Genomic DNA, 19,835 nt, shown 5'->3' on the forward strand with positions numbered 1-19,835 from the left:
TCAGTAGTCGTTGCCGCTGCGAACCGGGACCTGACTGTCGGGGGCGAGGTCGCCGAACCGTGTGACCGAGGCTTCGAAGGCCAGGTCGACGGTGCCGGTCGGGCCGTGACGCTGCTTGCCGATGATGACCTCGGCCTTTCCGTGCGCAAGACTCATGTCGAGCTGCCACTTCTCGTGTTCAGGCGTGCCCGGGCGCGGCTCTTTCATGGCGAGGTAGTATTCCTCGCGATACACGAACAGCACAACGTCGGCGTCCTGCTCGATCGAGCCGGATTCACGAAGGTCGGACAGCTGCGGCCGTTTGTCGTCGCGGGACTCGACCTGTCGTGACAGCTGCGACAGCGCGATCACGGGAACGTTGAGTTCCTTCGCCAGCGCCTTCAGGCTGGTCGTGATCTCGGTGATTTCCTGCACGCGATTATCGCTCCGCTTGCCCGAGCCCGACAGCAGCTGGATGTAGTCGATCACCAGCAGGTCGAGGCCCTTCTGTCGCTTCAGCCGGCGCGCGCGCGCCATCAGCTGCGCGATCGACAGGCCGCCGGTCGCGTCGACATAGAACGGCAGCGACTGCAGTTCGATCGAGACCTCCCGGATCTTTTCGAAATCGGCCTCCGAGATGCCGCCGCGGCGGATGTGGGAGGAGGGAACGCCGGTGCGCTCGGCCACGATACGGGTTGCGAGCTGGTCGGCCGACATTTCGCAGGAGAAGAAGCCGATCACGCCGCCATTGGCGGCCTTGGTGGTGCCATCGGCCTGGACTTCCGGAACATAGGCTTGCGCGACATTGTAGGCGATGTTGGTCGCCAGCGACGTCTTGCCCATGCCAGGACGGCCCGCGACGATGATGAGGTCGGAGTGCTGCAGGCCGCCCATCTTGGTGTCGAGGTCGCGCATCCCCGTCGAGATGCCGGACAGCTTGCCGTCGCGCTGGAACGCCTTTGCGGCGAGATCGACCGCGACCGCCAGTGCCTGGGAGAATTTCTGGAAGCCGCCGTCATAGCGACCGGATTCGGCGAGTTCGTAGAGGCGGCGTTCGGCATCCTCGATCTGCGCGCGCGGCGCGAAATCGACCGGGGCGTCATAGGCGACATTGACCATGTCCTCGCCGATGCCGATCAGGTCGCGGCGCAGCGCCAGGTCGTAGATGGTGCGGCCGTAGTCCTGGGCGTTGATGATGGTGGTCGCTTCGGCCGCGAGGCGCGCAAGATATTGCCCGATGGTCATGCCGCCGACGTCGGTATCGGCGGGCAGGAACGTCTTCAGCGTCACGGGCGTGGCGACCTTGCCCATCCGGATCAGGCTGGCCGCGGTCTCGTAGATGGTCTGGTGCAGCGGCTCGAAATAATGCTTCGGCTCGAGGAAGTCGGAGACACGGTAGAACGCATCATTGTTGACCAGGATCGCGCCCAGAAGGCTCTGTTCCGCTTCGATATTATGCGGCGCGCTCCGATAGGCGGGAGTGCCGGGCTCGGGCGCGAGTTTGAGGACGTTCGAATCAGTCAGGGCCATGGTCCAACGTGCTTAGCAATTTTGTTGGGCGGATGCGGGGCCGGGATAAAGCGCCGCCGCACGCGAAAGCGGAAGCGAAAGCTGACCGCTATCAACCGCTCAGTTAAAATGGTGGATGATTAACGCTCGCAGCACGCACCGCGCTTGACGGATTTTTGCGGAACTCGCCCCCGCCAGGAAGCGGCCGCGCCCGCGCCATGGAAAAATCCTGAAACCGTGAGCCTTATAGCCTGAGCCCTAAATGGCATGAACCTTATGGACCGGCGCACAGACGAATCCAGAAACGCGCGAAATGACGCACGCTGGCGGCTTCAGTCTCGCCTTCAGATCAGCAGGAGGTAGACCAGTGCCACCAGAGCCGCCCCGACGCCGGTAACGATCAGGGCAAAATCGGTGCGGAGGTCGTCCTGCACGTCGAATGAGGTTTGGGTCTCTTTGCTCATGGCGACGGTCTAAGCCAGGCCCGACCAGACTTATGTGAATTGGATCACATCTCCCCGGATTCTTTCGGGGGTATGGACGGAACAGGCAGGCGGAGAAGGGAATTGTCTCCCGCGATCCGCCAACAGGGAACGAGGCAGGCGATGCGGCCAGAACGGCAGCACCAGATTTGGCGGAGCGAGGCCGGCAGCCGGCTTTGGCTCTCGGGGCTGATTGCGGCCATGGAGCACGCGGAACGACCCGAAATCCGTCGCCAGCCTGTCGCACCCGAAATCATGGTCGAGCTGCAGGCGCAACTGGCGTTAACAGCCCTTTCCCGCTCCTGCCAGATTTCGATCCTGCGTCACTAGGATCTATTCACCAGCCAATTTGGGCCTGGGCTTGCTCGAGCCTTCGCGGGCTCGCCGGATCTCCTCACGCGGCATGTAGTCGCGCGTCACCAGCACCCCGTCGGAGAGCTGCTCGGCCGCTTGCGCCGCGCCTTTGGGGGCGGCTGCGCTAATGCGCTGAGTTCACAGCCGATATCCTCAAACCGCCTAATCACATTCTTGCGCGTGGTGCCTGCTTCCATTCGTGGCTCAATCGGATAAAAGGTGACCCCGCCGCGCCCGATGCCGGCTGCACCTCTCGGAATTCAATGGAGATGATGGGAATGTCGAGCCGAGCGCTCAGCCTCGCGACGGTAGTGCTTCTGATCGGCTTCGGCGCGTCCGATACCGTTCTTGCGCAGGCGACCAACCTCGAGGCCGGCAAAACCCCGTCCCAGATTTTCTCGCAGACCTGCAATGCCTGTCACAAGAGCCCGCGCGGACTTCTGAAGTCCGTTGCGCCGGGCTCCCTGCCGGGCTTCCTGCGCCAGCACTACACCACGAGCTCGGACATGGCGGGCATCCTCGCCTCCTATCTCGTCTCCAACGGCGCCGCCGATACGCGCTATCAGGCCAAGGACGGCAAGGACAAGAAGGACGGCGCCAAGGAGAAGGATGCCAGCTCCAATCCCGAGCATCAGGGCCGCCGGCCGCGCGCCCAGGACGCCGCCAAGCCGGACGGCGAGGCTGCTCCCGCTGCGGATGGTGCGCGCCAGAAGCGCGCCGCACGTCCGGCCGAGGACGGCACGAAGCCCGAGGGGCAGGCTGCGCCCGAGGGACGCAAGGGCAAGCGGCGCGCCAAGCCCGGCACTGAAGAAGCCCCGAAGGTCGACGCCGCCGCGCCGGCCACCGAAGAGAAGAAGAACGAGCCCAAGCCGGAGTCCAAGCCCGAGCCGAAGCCCGACGAGGCCAAGCCCGATAGCAGCAAGGCGTCGGAGAAGCCCGCCGAGACCAAGCCCGAGAGCGCCAAGGTCGAGCCCCGCGGCACCGAAGCTCCGGCGCTGCGGCCCGATCCGGTCCCGGCGGTGACGCCGGCTGCACCGGCCGCCGCGAAGCCTGCCGAGCCGGCGGCACCCAAACCGACGGAAGAGGCTGCTCCCAAACCGGCTGCGCCTGCGGCCAGTTCCGAACCGGCGGCCAAGCCGCAGCAGCCGGCTCCGCCCGCGACCGCAGCAGCCCCGTCTGCCGCGCCAGCCGAGTCCTCCGGTCCGCCGGCACCGCCGATCTCGCGTTAAGCCAGCTGCTTTTCTTATCGATATGCGGAGGCCGCGTTCATCGCGGCCTCCGCATCGTATTGACCACCGCTAGAGCAATACTCTAGAGTGATACTCTAGGAGGCGTTGATGACGGCGAGCGTGCGGGACGACCTGTTGGCAGCCGGGCTAATCGTGTTCGACCGCGTCGGCTTCGAAGCTGCGACGGTGGCCGCGATCCGCACCCGGGCGCGCGCCTCCAACGGCAGCTTCTTCCACGCCTTTGCCTCGAAGAAGGAGCTCGCCGGCGCGCTGTTCCTGGAGGTCCTGCGGCACTATCACGCCGCGGTGCTGGCCACGCTCGATCCCGTGCCCAATGCGGAGCAGGGCATCGATCGGCTGATCCGGGCCCACCTCTACTGGGTCGTGACCAGCCGGCGCGAGGCGCGCTATTTGTTCGAGATTTCGCGGAGCGAGTGGGGCGAGGACGTCCGCGACGCCCAGCGCGCGCAGAATGCGCGGCTCGCCGAGGGCATCGAGCGCTGGCGTGCGCCGCTGGTCGCAAACGGCGAGCTCTTGCCGATGACGCCGGTGATGTTCGTGAGCCAGCTCATCGGTCCCGCGCAGATCTTCTGCCGCGCTTTCCTGTCGGGACGCGACCGCGCCGATCCGCGCGTCGAGGCCGACACGCTGATCGCCTGCGCCTGCCGTGCGCTCCGACCGCCCGAACGCATCAACAAACGATAAGGAGAGCGATATGCGCAACGAGGCAGATCCTGAATTTGCACCGATCTCCGAACGCATTCATGCCAATGTCGGTCGGCAAGGCTTCATGAACCTGGTCGGCGCCGAGCTTTCGGAATTGTCGCGCGGCACCTGCACGATCGCCGTGGATCGCCGGCCGGAGCTGCTGCAGCAGCACGGCTTCTTCCATGGCGGCGTCACCGCCTTCCTGGTCGACAACGCCACGACGATCGCAGCCGCCACCTCGCGCGGCCAGCCGGCGCTGACGGCGGAATACAAGCTCAATTTGTCACCCGCGGTCGGCGAGAGGCTGATCTGCCGCGCGAGGGTGATCAAGCCTGGCCGCCAGGTGTCGGTGGTCGCGGCCGACGTGTTCTGCGTCAGCGACGGTGTCGAGAAGCACACGGCAACGGCGCTGGCCTCGATCGCGATGTTGAGCGAGGACGTCGCCGCAAAAACGAAAAACCCGGCCGCCTGAGGCGACCGGGTTTCGATACCTGTCATTGCCGGGCTTGACCCGGCAATCCATCGACTTGAGCAAAATCCCTTTGATGGATGCGCGGGTCAGGCCCGCGCATGACGAGTTGTGGCTTACTTCTCTTCCGCAGCCGGCGCCGGCTCGGCTTCGTCCTGCTCGGCTTCCGGATCGAAGAACTCGCCGGCGGCGGCGATCGCCTCGGCGGCTGCGTCGCGGTCCTCGTTGCGGGTCGAGATGTCCTCGCCGCGGTTGATGCGCTCGGCCTCGTCCTGGCTGCGGGCAACCGTGACGGAGATCTCGACCTCAACCTCGGGGTGGATGGCAACAGTGATGGAGCGCTTGCCGATGACCTTGATCGGCGCATCGAGCTGAACCTGCGGGCGGGCCAGCGAGATGCCGTCAGCTTCGAACGCGACGACGATGTCACGCACGTTGACCGAGCCGAACAGCTGGCCGGATTCCGAGGCCTGACGGATCACGATGATGTTCTTGCCCGCGATCTTCTCGGCGACCTTGGACGCCTCGCCCTTGCTCTGCAGGTTGCGAGCTTCGAGGTCGGCCTTCATGCCGTCGTACTTGGCCTTGTTGTCGGTGGTGGCGCGCAGCGCCTTGCCACGCTTGAGCAGGAAATTGCGGGCATAGCCGTCGCGAACCTTCACGACTTCGCCCATCTGGCCGAGCTTGCTCACGCGTTCCAGCAAAATGACTTCCATATTCGTTCTCCTTTGAAGTGTTGAGTGTGGATTTTCGAACTTGAACTTAAGCGGTTGGCAGTGGCGGCGGCTGCCGGCTGCGCAGGAAGCGCTCGCGGAAGCCGAACACTGCGTCCGCCATTCCGAGGATCACCATCGCAATCACCGGCCAGCCGAACACGACCACGACGGCGTAGGTCGAGCCGAGCCAGAACGTGCGGCTCTTCAGCGCCAGCGTGAGCGTATGCAGCACGGCAAAGCCGGTCAGCGCATAGCCCATCATCAGCGCGGTGGCGGTGATCTGTGCGGCGATCGCGAGCAGCCCGCCGGTGAAGCAGAAGGCGAGCGCGATGCACAGCGCCACCAGCGTCATCGGCGGCAGCTCCGCCGTCTTCATGTCCGGCCACGGGCGACGCAGCCGGCCCGAGGTCGCCGTAATCTTGGCGCTGAGCCAGAGGTTGAGGGTCAGCGTCATCATCGCGATGATGGTGGCCCCGGCCGGTGCGATCCGCACCAGCGCATCGACGAACTGACCGGCCTCGCCGGAGCTTTGCGGGTCGGTGGCCCGGAGCATGCGCATCAGGCCGCGCCGCAGCGTGCCGATGATGGTCTCGGCGTCGGTCCCGAGCGTGAGCAGGGCGGCGATCGTGGTCAGCGTGGCGAAGCCCGCGAGCCACAGCAGGATGCGGCCGACCGGATACCATTCGAGCTCGGGCTCTGCGGGCGCGGCGGCGTCCGGCGCGACATGTCCGACTGGACGGCTGAGCAGGACGAGATGGCCGAGCCACCACGCCGGCAGCGCGACGGTGACGGCGAAGGCGATGCAATAGGGCAGGCCGAACAGCGCACCGAGGCCGATCGCGGCTGCGATGCCGCCGAGGCTCGCGCATAGTGGTCCCCAGCCGATCGCGGCGACCATCAGCGGCAGCGGTGCGAGATAGAACAGGACGAGCGAGATCAGCGCGCCCGAAATGATCGAGGCGAACATCAGCGCCGACGCAGCGCCGGCAATCAGGGCTATCAGCACAAAGGCCATCATCAGCTGTCCCGCTCCCTTCGAGCGGTTAGAGGCATCTCGCCCCAACCATCGGCAACCGGACGACCCGGAAGCCTTATGAGATTAAAGAGTGCAGCCGGCGGCGATGTCGCCGCCGGCTGAATTCGTCTTAGCGAATGACGTAGGGCAGCAGGCCCAGGAACCGCGCGCGCTTGATGGCGCGGGCGAGTTCACGCTGCTTCTTCGCGGACACCGCGGTGATGCGGCTCGGCACGATCTTGCCGCGCTCGGAGACGTAACGCATCAAGAGCTTGGAGTCCTTGTAGTCGATCTTGGGAGCATTGGCGCCCGTGAACGGGCAGCTCTTGCGACGACGGAAAAACGGGCGGCGTGCACCAGCTTCAGCCATTGTTCTTACTCCCCTTCCGTCGTGGTCGTGGTTTCAGCGTCTTCGCGCGGACGGCGCGGGCCTCGGTCACCGCGGAAGCCACCACCGTCACGATCGCCGCCACGGAAACCACCCTCGCGGTCGCCGCGGAAGCCACCGCCTTCGCGGTCGCCACGGAAGCCGCCGCCACGGTCGTCGCGCTCGCGGTCACGGTCGGCCTTGCGCATCATCGCGGACGGGCCTTCCTCGAGTTCCTCGACGCGGACGCTGAGATAGCGGATCACGTCTTCGCTGATGCGCTCCTGGCGCTCGATCTCGGCGATCGCCGCGGACGGCGCGTCGATGTTGAGCAGCACGAAGTGCGCCTTGCGGTTCTTGTTCATGCGGTAGGTGAGGGAGCGTACGCCCCAATTCTCGGTCTTGGTGACCTTGCCGCCGAGACCCTCGACGATACCGGTCATCTGCGCAGTCAGCTCTTCGACCTGCTGCGTGCTCGCGTCCTGACGCGCGAGAAAGACATGCTCATAAAGAGCCATGGTGGTCCTTTCCTCATGTTGGCGCATCGCCCGGCGTCAAGCCCTTAAGAGGCCTTCGGAAAGGACTCTGGGATTAAGCTCAGAAGGCGGAAACACGGGACGACGGGCCGACTGGCCCTGCCACACCAAAATCACGAATGATTTGCTGAGACCGTCCGTTCAGCTCCCGGCCGGGGTCTGCGGATGCGCGCCTTATACGGATTTTGGCCGGCTTGGCAAGGTTGGAACACCTCGTTTTGGGCCAGACGATACCGGCGAGGCGGCCAGCCCCACCTCGATACCGGCTTGATCTATTTGTTTGTATAGCATACAAATAATGGGATCGGGAGGTTCTGATGGCAGGTGAGTCGGTCCAGGCTCCGTTCGAGGCTTCGACGGGCGATCCCAAGCACGCTGCGCGGGCCACACGGTCGGCCGGCCGCAAGATGCGGTCGCTGCTGCTGGATGCGGCGAGCCCGTTGTTCCGGGAGCGCGGGCTGTCAGGTACGGCGATTACTGATATCGCGGCGGCCGCGGACGCATTCCCGAGCCAGATCACCTATTATTTCCGCACCAAGGAGGCGCTGTTCGTCGAATGCGCCTGCCGCGAACTGCTGTATCTGGCGCGTGCGACGGAGCAGGCGGCGCTGAAGGCGCGCACGCCGCGGGACTACACGCATGCGCTGGCGCAGACCGTGACGGCGAGCGATTCAGTGGCGTTCTTCGCCGAAGCGCTGACATTGACGCGGCGCCGCCAGGATCTCGCACCGCTCGTGGAGCGCACGATCGAGCGCCTGCACGGCGAAGGCGCGCGCGCCTATGCGAGCCAGGTGGCGCGGCACGGCTGGCGCTCGCTGCGCGCGCCCGACGAAAGCTCGCGGCGGTTCTGGGCCGTTGCGATCGGAATCATTCTCGAAGGCTACGCGATGGGACGTTCGCCCGAGGCGCTCTGCGCCGAGATGCTGCGCGTGCTCGGCGAGCAGGCGAAATCCACCGGTGAGGCGACACGTCTGCGTCTCGTCGATGATGCAGCAAGCAATTCGAACGAGGAAGGCTAGCCCATGACCGCGCTTCGCATGCGTGCCCGCGATTTCCTGACCGACGACCAGCTTGCCGACGTGCGCCAGCGTGTGACGTGGAAAGGCGTTGCCCTGATCGCGCACGCCTGGGCGCTCATCATCGGTGCGATCGCCTTGGTCGCGTGGTGGCCCAATCCGGTCACTTATGTCCTCGCTGTCGCGATCATCGGCTCGCGCCAGCTGGGCCTTGCGATCCTGATGCATGACGGCGCGCATGGCTGTCTGTCCGCCGATGAGAAAACCAATCTGGCCCTGAGCCAGTGGTTCTGTGCCTATCCGCTGTTTGCGGAGACGCGCAGCTACCGGCGTTACCACCTTCAGCACCATGCGCGCACCCAGCAGGAAGATGATCCCGATCTCGTGCTGTCGGCGCCGTTTCCGATTACGAAGCTGAGCTATCGCCGCAAGTTCATTCGCGACATCACCGGACAGACCGGCTACCAGCAGCGCAAGGCACAACTGCTCAACGCGCTCGGTCCGAAGGACTGGCCGTGGCGCCGGCGCGCGGCGCATTTTTGGGAGAAGCTCGGCCCGCAATGCCTGCTCAATGCCGCGATGTTCGCAGCACTCGCGGCGGCCGGCGTGTGGTGGGCCTATCCGCTGCTATGGCTGGTGCCACTTCTGACCTGGATGATGGTCATCACCCGCATCCGTAACATTGCAGAGCATGCCGTCGTCCCCGACAGCAGCGATCCCTTGCGCAACACCCGCACCACGCATGCCAATGTTCTCGAGCGCCTGTTCATCGCGCCGTACTATGTGAACTACCACCTCGAGCATCATCTGCTGTTCTACGTGCCCTGCTACAATCTGCCGAAGGTCCATCACCTGCTGAGCGAGAGCCGGCACGCTGACCGCATGGAGGTGCAGCCGAACTACGCAGCGGTGCTGCGGCTGGCGACGGCAAGGCCTGACAGGGAGGATCGGCCGGGGCAGTTGGCGAGCAGCGCGCGCCGTGCGCAGGCTGGAGCGGAGGTCGATGCCAACCAGACCGCCGGTGGATTTTGACGGGACGTATCCCCAATCGAATGCCAGCCAGGATTTCCGTCGCGGCTTGACAGTCCGGCCCCTGACAGTGTCTACGGCCCCCTTTGGAGCATGATCCGGAACCATGGCCCAGCGCCGTGCGTAAAGGCCGCGTGTAATCGGCTGCCGGTCCTTGAAAGGGATCGTGCCCGACAAGCAGGGAGCGCCGATGACGGCTGCATTCACATTTCCTGGGCAGGGTTCCCAGGCGGTCGGCATGGGCAAGGCCCTGGCCGACGCTTTTCCGGTCGCGCGTGCCGTGTTCGACGAGGTCGATGCCGCGCTCGGAGAGAAGCTGACGGCGATCATCTGGGATGGTCCGGCCGAAACCCTTCAGCTCACCCAGAACGCCCAGCCGGCTTTGATGGCGGTCTCGATCGCCACCCTGCGCGTGTTGGAAGCTGAAGCGGATTTTTCCGTGGGACGGGACGCCGCCTTCGTCGCCGGCCACTCGCTCGGTGAATATTCAGCGCTGGCCGCGGCCGGCAGCCTGACGGTTTCGGATACCGCCCGTCTGCTTCGCACCCGCGGTCTCGCAATGCAAAAGGCCGTCCCGGTTGGCGCCGGCGCGATGGCCGCTCTGCTCGGCCTCGACTACGAGGCCGCCATGGCGGTCGCGGGCGAGGCGGCGCAAGGGGAGGTCTGCCAGGCCGCCAACGACAATGGCGGCGGGCAGGTGGTCGTCTCCGGCGACAAGGCTGCGGTCGATCGCGCCGTCGAGATCGCCAAGACCAAGGGCGCCAAGCGCGCGATGTTGCTGCCGGTCTCCGCCCCGTTCCACTGCAAGCTGATGCAGCCCGCCGCCGACGCCATGGCGGACGCGCTCTCGAAGGTCACGATCAAGGCGCCGGCCGCGCCGCTGGTGTCGAACGTGCTGGCGAGCGCCATCACCGATCCCGATGAGATCCGCCGCCGTCTGGTCGAGCAGGTCACGGGAACGGTGCGCTGGCGCGAGTCGGTTGCCTATATGGCCGGGCAGGGGGTCACCCGTTTCTTCGAGATCGGCGCCGGCAAGGTGCTGACGGGACTCGTCAAGCGTATTGCCGACGGCGCTGTCGGCGTTGCCGTGGGCGGACCGAACGATATTGCCGCCGCCAAGGATGCATTGGCCGCTGCGAAGCAGGGCTAGAGGAGTTATCGATGTTCGATCTGACTGGCAGAAAGGCGCTCGTCACCGGCGCGACCGGCGGTATCGGCGGCGCGATCGCGCAGGCGCTGCATGCGCAGGGCGCGACGGTCGCGATCTCGGGAACGCGCAAGGAAGTGCTGGACGAGCTAGCCGGTAAGCTCGCCGAGCGCACCTTCGTGCTGCCCTGCAATCTCTCCAAGGCCGACGAGGTCGAGGCACTGGTGCCCGCTGCGGAAGCGGCAATGGGCCAGGTCGACATCCTCATCGCCAATGCCGGCATCACCCGCGACAATCTCTTCGTGCAGCTTCGTGACGAGGATTGGGAGGAGGTCATCAACATCAATCTGACCTCGACTTTCCGCCTGGCGCGCGCCGCCACCAAGCTGATGATGCGCAAGCGCTTCGGCCGCATCATCGCCATCACCTCTGTGGTCGGCGTTACCGGTAATCCCGGGCAAGGCAATTATACGGCGTCGAAGGCGGGCCTGATCGGCATGATCAAGACGCTGGGGGCCGAATACGCCAAGCGCGGCGTCACCGCCAACTGCATCGCGCCGGGCTTCATCAAGACGCCGATGACCGATGCGCTCAACGACAAGCAGCGCGAAACGATTCTGACCAGGGTTCCGGCCGCCCGCCTGGGGACGCCCGAGGACATCGCCGCGGCCGCCGTCTACCTGAGTTCAAACGAAGCAGCCTACGTCACCGGGCAGACCATCCACGTCAACGGCGGTATGGCCATGATCTGACGTCTCGTTCGGCGCTGCCCACAGGGACGGCGCCGGATGTGGCAAACGGCCGTTTCCGGAGCGAAATGAGGCTTGTAGTCAAGGTAATTGAAGTATGCTAACCGGACCTTCAACGGATGGGCAAAGAACGCCATTGCAGGTTTTTGAAACCCTGTATATTGGCGATGCGGAGCCTTGGCCGACGTTCGCCGGGCCCTGTATCGGTTAGCATGGGGCCAAATCAAAGTTCGTAAGCGAAGGCAAGTAACGCGACCACGACGGCTCGTATCGTCCCGGGGGGTCGGGTCTACAGGGAACAACACGAGGTTAAGCAATGAGTGACATTGGCGAGCGGGTTAAGAAGATCGTGGTCGAACACCTTGGTGTTGAACCCGAGAAGGTTGTCGACGCTGCGAGCTTCATCGACGACCTCGGCGCCGACAGTCTGGACACCGTCGAGCTGGTGATGGCGTTCGAAGAAGAATTCGGTTGCGAGATTCCGGACGACGCCGCGGAAACGATTCTCACCGTCGGCGACGCCACGAAATTTCTCGAGAAGAACGCGAAGAGCTAAGGCTCTTCTTTTTCGCGGGGACAACATTGAAACCGGACGGGCCGCTTCCCAGCGGTCAGCCGGTTTCTTGTTATTGGCCGTGAATCTTTCGATGCGGAGTTTTCGGATATGAGGCGGGTCGTCGTCACGGGTCTCGGCATGGTCTCGCCACTCGGCTGTGGCGTCGAGCCGACCTGGAAGCGCATCCTCAACGGCGAAAGCGGTGCGCGCAGGATCGAGAGCTTCGACGTCTCCGATCTGCAGACCAAATACGCCTGCACCGTCGTGCGCGGCGACGGCACCAACGACAGCTTCAATCCCGATATCTGGATGGAGCCGAAGGACCAGCGCAAGGTCGACGACTTCATCATCTTCGGCATGGCGGCTGCGGGCCAGGCGCTCGACGATGCCAATTGGCATCCCGAGTCCGAAGAGGACAAATGCGCGACCGGAACCATGATCGGGTCCGGCATCGGTGGCCTCAGCGGTATCGCAGAGACCGCGATCCTCCTGAAGGAACGCGGGCCGCGCCGCGTGTCGCCGTTCTTCATTCCGGGCCGCCTGATCAATCTCGCCTCCGGCTACGTCTCGATCAAGCACGGGCTGAAGGGACCGAACCATTCGGTGGTCACCGCTTGCTCGACCGGTGCGCATGCCGTCGGCGATGCCGCGCGCCTGATTGCGCTGGGCGATGCCGACGTGATGGTCGCAGGCGGCGCCGAATCGCCGATCAGCCGCATCGGCATTGCCGGCTTCAACGCCGCGCGTGCGCTCTCGACCGGATTCAACGACACACCCGAGAAGGCCTCGCGACCCTACGACAAGGACCGCGATGGGTTCGTGATGGGCGAGGGCGCCGGAGTCCTCGTGCTGGAAGAGCTCGAGCACGCCCAGCGCCGCGGCGCCAGGATCTATGCCGAGGTGATCGGCTATGGCCTGTCGGGTGATGCCTATCACATTACGTCGCCGGCGCCGGATGGCGATGGCGGCTTCCGCAGCATGTCGGCCGCGCTCAAGCGGGCCGGCCTGACCGCCTCCGATCTCGACTACATCAACGCGCACGGCACCTCGACGCCGCTCGGCGACGAGATCGAGCTCGGTGCCGTCGAGCGTCTGCTCGGCAATGCCGCCTCCAAGGTTGCGATGTCCTCGACCAAATCGTCGACGGGTCATCTGCTCGGCGCGGCCGGTGCGATCGAAGCGATTTTCGCCATTCTCGCGATTCGCGATAATGTCGTGCCGCCGACCATCAACCTCGACAATCCGTCGGTGGAGACCGCGATCGATCTCGTGCCGCACACGGCGAAGAAGCGAGAGGTCAACGTCGCCTTGTCGAACTCGTTTGGTTTTGGCGGTACCAATGCGTCGGTGATCCTCCGGCGTTTGGTCAGTTAGTTTGAGTTTGAGACGAATCCACCGTTTTGCCGTATTCGGCGATAGTCATGGAAGTGGGCGCGTGCATTTGGCAGGGCAAGCGATTGTCGGGCCGCGGTTGAACCGGCAGGATTCAGGTTGTTTTGATGAGTGAAAGGCCGCCCATTTCGCCCCGGAGTCCGCGGGCAGCGCTCGAGCCCGAGCAGCTCCCGCCGCCGCCGAAGCGGTCGGAGCGTGCGCGCAATCCTTTCGTGGTCGTCGGCAACGCCATCATCACCCTTCTGCTGGTCGCCATGCTCGGCGCCGGCGGCATATATTATTACGGCCGGCAGGTGCTCGAGGCGCCGGGGCCGCTGAAGGACGACAAGATCGTCAATATCCCGCAGCGTGCGGGCAAGCGCGACATCGCCGAGACGCTGAACCGGGAAGGTGTCACCGACGTCAATCCCTGGGTGTTCATCGCCAGCGTCGCTGCGTTGAAGGCGAGCTCGGACCTCAAGCCGGGTGAATATTCGTTCCAGAAGAACGCCTCGCTCCGCGACGTCATCGCCACCATCGTCGAGGGCAAGGTGGTGCAGCATGCCGTCACGATTCCGGAAGGGCTCACCTCGGAGCAGATCGTGGCCCGCCTGTCCGACAACGACATCTTCACCGGCAGCGTGCGCGAGCTGCCGCGCGAGGGCACGCTGTTGCCGGAGACGTACAAGTTCCCGCGCGGCACTCCGCGCGAGCAGGTGATCCAGCGCATGCAGCAGGCGCACAAGCGCGTGCTCGGCGAGATCTGGGAGCGCCGCAATCAGGACATTCCTGTCAAGACGCCGGAGCAACTGGTGACGCTCGCCTCGATCGTCGAGAAGGAAACCGGCAAGCCGGACGAACGCAGCCGTGTCGCCGCGGTGTTCACCAACCGGCTGAAGCAGCGGATCAAGCTGCAGTCCGACCCGACCATCATCTACGGTCTCGTCGGCGGCAAGGGCACGCTGGGCCGGCCGATCAAGCGCAGCGAGATCACGCAGCCGTCGCCCTACAACACCTATGTGATCGAGGGCCTGCCGCCGGGTCCGATCGCCAATCCCGGCCGCGCCTCCCTGGAGGCTGCCGCCAATCCGGCGCGCACCCGCGACCTCTTCTTCGTCGCCGACGGTACCGGCGGGCACGCCTTCACCGAGACTTACGACGCGCACCAGAAGAACGTCGCCAAGCTCCGCGCGATCGAAAAGCAGATCCAGAACGACACGGTGGAGCCGGCCGAGGATGCGCCGCCGCCAGCCGCCGCGCCGCCTGGAACTGCCGATACGCCGACGGCGGCGACGCCGGCGCGACCCAATCAACAGAAGAAGCCGCCCGCGGCACGCCCCACCGGTCCGGCACCGGCGCGGCAGGGCGCGGTGCAACCCTCGCCACCGGTGGTCCAGCGCTAGGCGCGCTGCAGACCTGCCCGCGGACTTTGCGGATTCCACTTTCCTGAAAAATAGTCTTAAGTTTCGCGTGGCTTGATGCCTCGCGAATCCCGTGTTTCTGGAGAATCTGACCTGATGGCGCTGTCGTCCATGACCGGCTTTGCCCGAAGCCACGGCGCAAGCGGGCCGTATACGTTCGAATGGGAATTGAAATCGGTCAACGCCAAGGGCTTTGACCTCAGGGTGCGGCTACCGCAGGGGTTCGACGAGCTCGAGGCGCACGCCAAGAAGCGGGCCGGCGAACTGTTGTCGCGCGGCACCGTCTACGCCAATCTCACCGTCAAGCGCGCCAATGCCGCTGCCGCCGTTCGCGTCAACGAGGACGTGCTCAATGCCGTCCTGAAGGCCGCCGCCGTCATCGCCGGCAAGGTCGACGCGGTGGCGCCGAGCGTCGACGGCCTGCTCGCCATCAAGGGCGTGATCGAGGTCGCCGAGCCCGAGGGCGACGAGGAGGAGGACAAGGCCGCGCGTATTGCTGCAGCCGAAGCCTTCGACAAGGCGCTCGCCGAACTCGTTGAGATGCGCAAGCGCGAGGGCACCTCGCTCGGTCAGATCCTGACCCAGCGGGTCGACGAGGTCGAGCAACTGGCGAAGAAGGCCGAGGCCGCGCCCGGTCGCAAGCCGGAGGCGATCAAGGCGAGGCTCGCCGAGCAGATCGCTACCCTGCTCGATACCTCCGATCGGTTCGATTCCGACCGCCTGATGCAGGAGGCGATCCTGATCGCGACCAGGGCTGACATCCGCGAGGAGCTCGACCGCATCGCTTCCCACATCGCGCAGGCGCGCGAGCTGATCGGCAAGGGCGGACCGATCGGCCGCAAGCTCGACTTCCTGGCGCAGGAGTTCCACCGCGAGGTCAACACCTGCTGTTCGAAGTCGAACGACATCGAGCTGACCAACACGGGCCTCGCCATGAAGAACGTGGTCGAGCAGTTCCGCGAGCAGGTCCAGAATCTGGAGTGATCGATGACGAGCGGCGGCGGTCACGGAACTGACGGTGTCGAGCGGCGCGGCCTGATGTTCGTGCTGTCCTCGCCCTCGGGCGCGGGCAAAACGACGCTGTCGCGTCTTTTGATGGACCGGATGTCCGGCCTGAGAATGTCGGTCTCGGCGACCACGCGGCCGAAGCGGCCGGGCGAGGTCGACGGCAAGGACTATCTCTTCGTCGACAAGCCGCGCTTCGAGGCGATGGTGAAGGGCGACGAACTGCTGGAATGGGCCACCGTGTTCGACAACAGCTACGGCACGCCCCGTGGCCCCGTCGAAACCGCTCTGTCCGCCGGGCAGGACGTGCTGTTTGACATCGACTGGCAGGGCACGCAGCAGCTGCGCGAGAAGGCGCGCGCCGACGTCGTCAGCGTCTTCATCCTGCCGCCCTCGGCGGCCGATCTGGAGAAGCGCCTGCATTCACGCGCGCAGGATTCCGACGAGGTCATCCGCAAACGCATGAGCCGCGCCAGTCACGAGATGAGCCACTGGGCCGAGTACGACTACATCGTGATCAACCACGACGTCGACGAGGCCTTCGCCGAGGTGCAGTCGATCCTGAAGGCCGAGCGCCTCAAGCGCGAGCGGCGGACTGGCCTCGTTGGATTCGTGCGAGGTTTGCAAGGGCAGCTTCAGGCCTAGGCTGCGGCAGTTGCGGCCCTTGCGTCGCCAGGCGTTCCAGCATCGCGGTGATCACGTCGACGTCGACGGCATCCTCGATCTGCGCATTTTCATCGCGATGGTCTTCGTCGCGAGCGAACGGCTTTTCGGCGTCGGTCTTCCGGGCCGCCAGCCGAGGCGCAGCTTCGATCTCGAAGGCGCCGTCGAAGATGTCGGCCTCGTCGAGTTCGGCGGCCTCGCTGCGAACGGCGGCGGATTGCGCCGCGATCCTGCCGATCTCCCTGGTGAAGGCCGCGATTTGCACGGTCTGCTGCGGTCGGGCTTCATCGAAGTCGACCGGGCGCGGTCGCGCGTCCGGCGTCGCACCGAGCCAAGGCGCGCGGCTTGCGTCCTGGTCCTGCGTGCCCCAATCGTCCCAATGCCCGCGGCGCTCGGCGACCTGGAGGCGCACGCGCCTGCGGGCGAGACGGTAGATGACGCTGGCGAGCAGGCCGGCGAGCGCCAGTGCGCCGCCGATCACGAGCAGCAGCATCTGCAACGAGCCGACCGGTTTGTCGGCGGTGCTGTCTGCCGCAGCCAGGGCCGTCGGCGCGGGAGGCTTTGCCGGCTTCGCGCTCGGCGCAGCTGTTGCGACAGGAGCGGGCTGCGGCGTGGGCGGTGCGACTGTGGTCGCGACATCGGGCCAAGGCGTGGCGACGGCAGGTTGCTGCGGGTTGCTGTCGGTGGCTTGGTCCTGCGTCTGTTGCGCCGGCGTCGAGGCTGTGGCCTGCGCGACGGCATTCGACGTCCTGGAGGTGACACCACTGCGTGGCGTCAGATATTCGGCTCGCGCGTCCTGCACTGTCTGCTGCCGTGACGGCGCTGGATCCGGCGTTGGCGTGTCGGTCGTGGCCTGGGCGCTCTGGGTGACCTTGCTGCCTTCAGCGCGCAGATACCAGCATTGCCGCTTGGTCGAGCGCTCGAGACGATAGTGCCAGTGCTGCCCCTGCGGCGCGGCGCCCTTCGGCGAGGCGAGGCAGTCGGTGGCTGCATTGGCCGTGGCGGGTGCGCTCGGCGCGGTCTGCGACACGGCAGCCAGCGGTACGCCGGCAACGATGCTGCCGATCAGCGCGGATACGAATTTTGCGGTGCGGTTGCCCATCCTGGTCTCCCGTTTACGCATGACGCAACTCTCAACCAGCCCGTTGTCATCAAAGACTTGGGTGGCAATGAGCCGCAAATCCGGAGAGGATGTGGCTTGAATTGGGCTCGCGGAGCGTCCGTCCTGCTGCGGGGCAGGCGATTTCCCGCTATTGCTTCGCAGAGCTCCAGGTTCCGCCGCAGCCATCGGAGCGGCGCCAGGTTCCGGAACCGCTGCGCGCGCCGAGCCGTCCGGAGCCGGTGAAGGTCACGCCGTCGCCTTGACCGATCGTGCTGACCGAACCGCTTGGGCTGACGGTGCCACTGACACCTTGGCCGATGACCTTGCCCGACGAGACCACGACCGCGCCCGACGTGGTGCCGCCGCAGCCGACGCTGGTCACAATCCAGGCGCCGTCAAAGCCGCCACCTCCGCCGCCGCCGCTTCGCCGTGACGACGAGCGCTGCTCTTCAGCCGCCGGCTTGCTCCGGCGCGCGGGTGGGGCCGGCTCGGCCGAACGATCCTGGCGCGAGCCGGACATCGACTTCTCGTCATTGCCGATCGAGCCGCCGGCGCTGCCGGACTGGGCGAAGACGGGTGATGAGGCGATGGCGCCGGTGAGAAGGACGGCGAGGGCAATCGTACGGATGACGACAAAAGGCATGAGCAAACATCCAAATTAAAAAATGATATCAGCGGCCGGAGCCGTCGGCGCAAACGGATCCGATAATGCGGCAAGCTTTGCCAGCCTTGCCGCATTCTTCAAGCGCGGCGTCCCTGGCACGCTGCACGCCCTCGCGCTGGACCAGCGACCAGGATTTGTCGGAGATCGCAAACGCGCCACAGCTTCGCCCGTAGAAGGACAGCTCGATCGGGCATTTGGCGCCGGCGCAATTGCCGCGCGCATCGGCGACCGCCGCGCGCCGCGAGGCGTGGTTCCACGAGATGCCCCATTTGCTGTTGTCCGGCCCGTAGACGATCGAGCCCCACGGCTTGAGATCCTCCATCTTGCGCATGCGCAGCAGCAGGCCTTCGGTGGCTTCACCCGTGGGCGTCATCGATATCCGCTGTTGCAGCTTCGTGACGGCGCGGGTGAGGCCGTCGGGCGTGTCAGGGTCGAAATTGAGCTCGTAGAGCCGCTCGCTGAGCTCACTGAGCAGGGCGGCATCGCGCAAGGGGACGCGATCGGGATCGGCACGCAAGCGCTCCGCCGGCAGGGGATCGGGCTGCATCGCCGCGATTTTCGGCGGGGCAGTTTCGGTCGGAGCCACGAAATAGAAGGTGCCGTCGATCGGCGAGGACGACACCCAGGGCTGCTGCGCGCCCGCGGTGGCGCGCTTCACGGCGAGGCCGACCTGGTTGAAGGTCTGGAATACGTCGAGGCCCGCGGTCCGGATCGTCGTCGCCAGCGCCTTCGTATAGGGGCTGTGACCGTCGCTGCCGTCCTGCGCGACGTTCCCGGGCTGCGTCGCGTAGGAGATCAGCGTGCCCTCAGGCGCGCGCATCTGCGCCAAGCCGCCGTCGGAGGCGCGCAAGCCGCGTGAGCCGAACGGGTTGTTGCGGCAGGCGTCCAGGATCACGAGATTGAGCCGCGTGCCCGAGCCCTGCATCTGGCGCAGCACGAGGCTGACATCGGTCATCTGGAAATCGACGTCGGCCTCGCGCGTCGGATTGGCACCGACGGGCACGAGATAGTTGGAGCCGGCGACCTGCACGCCGTGGCCGGCGTAGTAGAACAGCGCGACGTCGGCGCCCTGGACCTGACGGCCGAAGTTCTGCACCGCGATGTCCATCGCGCCCTTGTCGAGATCGAGCTGGGCGCGTCCGCCCACCAGCGTGAAGCCGAGCAGGCCCAGCGTCTCCGCCATCAGGCTCGCATCCTTGGAGGGATTGTCCAGCGGCGTGATGTTCTTGTAGGCGGAGTTGCCGACCACCAGCGCGATGCGCTTCTCGGCCGATGCCGGGTGTGCGGTGACGACGAGCAAGGCCAGCGCTGCCAGCCCTAAAACGCGATTGAAAATCCTCGCGCGCATCCAAATTCCCCAAAATAATGGCACCAGTCTATCAGTCCGGCGTGCGGGCGAAAAGTGGTGAGGGGGGCAGGTGTCCCGGATAAGCTTCGGGGCACGAGAGCGGAAATTTGGCGCACAGCTGCATCAAACTCGTCATTGCGAGCGTAGCGAAGCAATCCAGAATCTCTCCGAGGAGGCAGTCTGGATTGCTTCGTCGCAAGGGCTCCTCGCAATGACGGAGCAAGGGGCGGCATCGCCATCCTCCAACTTTCGGCTAACTTGCAGACACGCCATCGCAATCTCGCGGCGCGTTTCGCCCGAGGCTTGCTGTCGTTTCGCGCCCCATAAAGACCAAAGGGCGCAGGGAAGGCCGGGCGCCGGCGGCACCCGCAAGTCCGTGCGCAACAGAAATGCACACGGG

At 65.5% G+C, this 19,835-nt stretch carries 21 protein-coding genes; 13 read left to right on the forward strand and 8 right to left on the reverse strand.

Features of this window, described 5'->3' with window-relative positions; translation table 11 throughout:
* On the reverse strand, positions 1-1,509 hold the full coding sequence (locus tag C7G42_RS28625; protein WP_106952261.1) for a replicative DNA helicase: 1,509 nt from the start codon (positions 1,507-1,509) through the stop codon (positions 1-3).
* A 545-nt stretch (positions 1,510-2,054) separates the two neighbouring features.
* Between C7G42_RS28625 and C7G42_RS28630 the strand changes: the two genes are divergently transcribed.
* The 4 genes from C7G42_RS28630 (at position 2,055) to C7G42_RS28645 (ending at position 4,733) form a co-directional block, all read left to right on the forward strand.
* Positions 2,055-2,300, forward strand: a complete 246-nt coding sequence (locus C7G42_RS28630) for a transcriptional regulator (protein WP_245428011.1) — start codon at positions 2,055-2,057, stop codon at positions 2,298-2,300.
* Positions 2,301-2,602: 302 nt separating this feature from the next.
* Positions 2,603-3,553, forward strand: a complete 951-nt coding sequence (locus C7G42_RS28635; RefSeq protein ID WP_199581194.1) for a hypothetical protein — start codon at positions 2,603-2,605, stop codon at positions 3,551-3,553.
* Between the two features lie 108 nt (positions 3,554-3,661).
* Positions 3,662-4,258, forward strand: a complete 597-nt coding sequence (locus C7G42_RS28640) for a TetR/AcrR family transcriptional regulator (RefSeq protein WP_106952262.1) — start codon at positions 3,662-3,664, stop codon at positions 4,256-4,258.
* A 10-nt stretch (positions 4,259-4,268) separates the two neighbouring features.
* Positions 4,269-4,733, forward strand: coding sequence for a PaaI family thioesterase (locus tag C7G42_RS28645; protein ID WP_106952263.1), 465 nt, complete (start codon positions 4,269-4,271; stop codon positions 4,731-4,733).
* Positions 4,734-4,846: 113 nt separating this feature from the next.
* On the opposite strand, the gene rplI is transcribed toward C7G42_RS28645, so the two are convergent.
* The 4 genes from rplI to rpsF form a co-directional block, all read right to left on the reverse strand.
* The gene (rplI, locus tag C7G42_RS28650; protein WP_106952264.1) at positions 4,847-5,446 is read right to left on the reverse strand and encodes a 50S ribosomal protein L9; all 600 of its coding nucleotides are present in this window, start codon (positions 5,444-5,446) and stop codon (positions 4,847-4,849) included.
* Positions 5,447-5,492: 46 nt separating this feature from the next.
* Positions 5,493-6,464 carry a YybS family protein gene (locus tag C7G42_RS28655; RefSeq protein WP_106952265.1) on the reverse strand — a complete coding sequence of 324 codons (972 nt, stop codon included), beginning with the start codon at positions 6,462-6,464 and terminating at the stop codon, positions 5,493-5,495.
* Positions 6,465-6,591: 127 nt separating this feature from the next.
* The gene (rpsR, locus tag C7G42_RS28660; protein WP_007592020.1) at positions 6,592-6,831 is read right to left on the reverse strand and encodes a 30S ribosomal protein S18; all 240 of its coding nucleotides are present in this window, start codon (positions 6,829-6,831) and stop codon (positions 6,592-6,594) included.
* Between the two features lie 5 nt (positions 6,832-6,836).
* Positions 6,837-7,346 carry a 30S ribosomal protein S6 gene (gene rpsF, locus C7G42_RS28665; RefSeq protein WP_106952266.1) on the reverse strand — a complete coding sequence of 170 codons (510 nt, stop codon included), beginning with the start codon at positions 7,344-7,346 and terminating at the stop codon, positions 6,837-6,839.
* Between the two features lie 335 nt (positions 7,347-7,681).
* On the opposite strand from rpsF, the gene C7G42_RS28670 reads away from it, so the two are divergent.
* The 9 genes from C7G42_RS28670 to gmk all read left to right on the forward strand — a co-directional run bounded on the left by C7G42_RS28670 (position 7,682) and on the right by gmk (position 16,303).
* Positions 7,682-8,383: a TetR/AcrR family transcriptional regulator C-terminal domain-containing protein gene (locus C7G42_RS28670; RefSeq protein ID WP_106952267.1), complete on the forward strand. Its 702-nt coding sequence runs from the start codon at positions 7,682-7,684 to the stop codon at positions 8,381-8,383.
* 3 nt (positions 8,384-8,386) lie between these two features.
* On the forward strand, positions 8,387-9,412 hold the full coding sequence (locus C7G42_RS28675) for a fatty acid desaturase family protein (RefSeq protein WP_106952268.1): 1,026 nt from the start codon (positions 8,387-8,389) through the stop codon (positions 9,410-9,412).
* Positions 9,413-9,599: 187 nt separating this feature from the next.
* Positions 9,600-10,559, forward strand: coding sequence for an ACP S-malonyltransferase (gene fabD, locus C7G42_RS28680; protein WP_106952295.1), 960 nt, complete (start codon positions 9,600-9,602; stop codon positions 10,557-10,559).
* An 11-nt stretch (positions 10,560-10,570) separates the two neighbouring features.
* Positions 10,571-11,308 (forward strand): 3-oxoacyl-[acyl-carrier-protein] reductase, encoded by a 738-nt coding sequence (gene fabG, locus C7G42_RS28685; protein WP_106952269.1) that lies wholly within the window; start codon positions 10,571-10,573, stop codon positions 11,306-11,308.
* Positions 11,309-11,621: 313 nt separating this feature from the next.
* A complete protein-coding gene (locus C7G42_RS28690) occupies positions 11,622-11,861 on the forward strand; it encodes an acyl carrier protein (protein WP_008130699.1) in 240 nt (79 codons plus the stop codon).
* A 108-nt stretch (positions 11,862-11,969) separates the two neighbouring features.
* Positions 11,970-13,235: a beta-ketoacyl-ACP synthase II gene (gene fabF / locus C7G42_RS28695; RefSeq protein WP_106952270.1), complete on the forward strand. Its 1,266-nt coding sequence runs from the start codon at positions 11,970-11,972 to the stop codon at positions 13,233-13,235.
* 125 nt (positions 13,236-13,360) lie between these two features.
* Positions 13,361-14,635 carry an endolytic transglycosylase MltG gene (mltG, locus tag C7G42_RS28700; protein ID WP_106952271.1) on the forward strand — a complete coding sequence of 425 codons (1,275 nt, stop codon included), beginning with the start codon at positions 13,361-13,363 and terminating at the stop codon, positions 14,633-14,635.
* Between the two features lie 114 nt (positions 14,636-14,749).
* Positions 14,750-15,637 carry a YicC/YloC family endoribonuclease gene (locus C7G42_RS28705; RefSeq protein WP_106952272.1) on the forward strand — a complete coding sequence of 296 codons (888 nt, stop codon included), beginning with the start codon at positions 14,750-14,752 and terminating at the stop codon, positions 15,635-15,637.
* A gap of 3 nt (positions 15,638-15,640) precedes the next feature.
* Positions 15,641-16,303, forward strand: a complete 663-nt coding sequence (gene gmk, locus C7G42_RS28710; RefSeq protein ID WP_106952273.1) for a guanylate kinase — start codon at positions 15,641-15,643, stop codon at positions 16,301-16,303.
* Here gmk and C7G42_RS28715 read toward each other — a convergent pair.
* The 3 genes from C7G42_RS28715 to C7G42_RS28725 form a co-directional block, all read right to left on the reverse strand.
* Positions 16,236-17,444, reverse strand: a complete 1,209-nt coding sequence (locus tag C7G42_RS28715; protein ID WP_106952274.1) for a hypothetical protein — start codon at positions 17,442-17,444, stop codon at positions 16,236-16,238. The genes gmk and C7G42_RS28715 overlap by 68 nt on opposite strands.
* A gap of 127 nt (positions 17,445-17,571) precedes the next feature.
* Entirely contained in the window at positions 17,572-18,066 is a 495-nt protein-coding gene (locus C7G42_RS28720; protein WP_106952275.1) for a hypothetical protein, read from the reverse strand.
* 28 nt (positions 18,067-18,094) lie between these two features.
* Positions 18,095-19,435: a caspase family protein gene (locus C7G42_RS28725; protein ID WP_106952276.1), complete on the reverse strand. Its 1,341-nt coding sequence runs from the start codon at positions 19,433-19,435 to the stop codon at positions 18,095-18,097.
* Positions 19,436-19,835 lie beyond the last annotated feature (400 nt).

The organism is Bradyrhizobium sp. MOS003 (assembly GCF_003020125.1).
Lineage (GTDB): Bacteria > Pseudomonadota > Alphaproteobacteria > Rhizobiales > Xanthobacteraceae > Bradyrhizobium.

Bases quoted from the DNA above. Each gene is read 5' to 3' on its own strand.
- C7G42_RS28625 (WP_106952261.1), bottom strand. From the start codon at position 1,509: ATGGCCCTGACTGATTCGAACGTCCTCAAACTCGCGCCCGAGCCCGGC.
- C7G42_RS28635 (WP_199581194.1), top strand. From the start codon at position 2,603: ATGTCGAGCCGAGCGCTCAGCCTCGCGACGGTAGTGCTTCTGATCGGC.
- C7G42_RS28640 (WP_106952262.1), top strand. From the start codon at position 3,662: ATGACGGCGAGCGTGCGGGACGACCTGTTGGCAGCCGGGCTAATCGTG.
- C7G42_RS28645 (WP_106952263.1), top strand. From the start codon at position 4,269: ATGCGCAACGAGGCAGATCCTGAATTTGCACCGATCTCCGAACGCATT.
- rplI (WP_106952264.1), bottom strand. From the start codon at position 5,446: ATGGAAGTCATTTTGCTGGAACGCGTGAGCAAGCTCGGCCAGATGGGC.
- C7G42_RS28655 (WP_106952265.1), bottom strand. From the start codon at position 6,464: ATGATGGCCTTTGTGCTGATAGCCCTGATTGCCGGCGCTGCGTCGGCG.
- rpsR (WP_007592020.1), bottom strand. From the start codon at position 6,831: ATGGCTGAAGCTGGTGCACGCCGCCCGTTTTTCCGTCGTCGCAAGAGC.
- rpsF (WP_106952266.1), bottom strand. From the start codon at position 7,346: ATGGCTCTTTATGAGCATGTCTTTCTCGCGCGTCAGGACGCGAGCACG.
- C7G42_RS28670 (WP_106952267.1), top strand. From the start codon at position 7,682: ATGGCAGGTGAGTCGGTCCAGGCTCCGTTCGAGGCTTCGACGGGCGAT.
- C7G42_RS28675 (WP_106952268.1), top strand. From the start codon at position 8,387: ATGACCGCGCTTCGCATGCGTGCCCGCGATTTCCTGACCGACGACCAG.
- fabD (WP_106952295.1), top strand. From the start codon at position 9,600: ATGACGGCTGCATTCACATTTCCTGGGCAGGGTTCCCAGGCGGTCGGC.
- fabG (WP_106952269.1), top strand. From the start codon at position 10,571: ATGTTCGATCTGACTGGCAGAAAGGCGCTCGTCACCGGCGCGACCGGC.
- C7G42_RS28690 (WP_008130699.1), top strand. From the start codon at position 11,622: ATGAGTGACATTGGCGAGCGGGTTAAGAAGATCGTGGTCGAACACCTT.
- fabF (WP_106952270.1), top strand. From the start codon at position 11,970: ATGAGGCGGGTCGTCGTCACGGGTCTCGGCATGGTCTCGCCACTCGGC.
- mltG (WP_106952271.1), top strand. From the start codon at position 13,361: ATGAGTGAAAGGCCGCCCATTTCGCCCCGGAGTCCGCGGGCAGCGCTC.
- C7G42_RS28705 (WP_106952272.1), top strand. From the start codon at position 14,750: ATGGCGCTGTCGTCCATGACCGGCTTTGCCCGAAGCCACGGCGCAAGC.
- gmk (WP_106952273.1), top strand. From the start codon at position 15,641: ATGACGAGCGGCGGCGGTCACGGAACTGACGGTGTCGAGCGGCGCGGC.
- C7G42_RS28715 (WP_106952274.1), bottom strand. From the start codon at position 17,444: ATGCGTAAACGGGAGACCAGGATGGGCAACCGCACCGCAAAATTCGTA.
- C7G42_RS28720 (WP_106952275.1), bottom strand. From the start codon at position 18,066: ATGCCTTTTGTCGTCATCCGTACGATTGCCCTCGCCGTCCTTCTCACC.
- C7G42_RS28725 (WP_106952276.1), bottom strand. From the start codon at position 19,435: ATGCGCGCGAGGATTTTCAATCGCGTTTTAGGGCTGGCAGCGCTGGCC.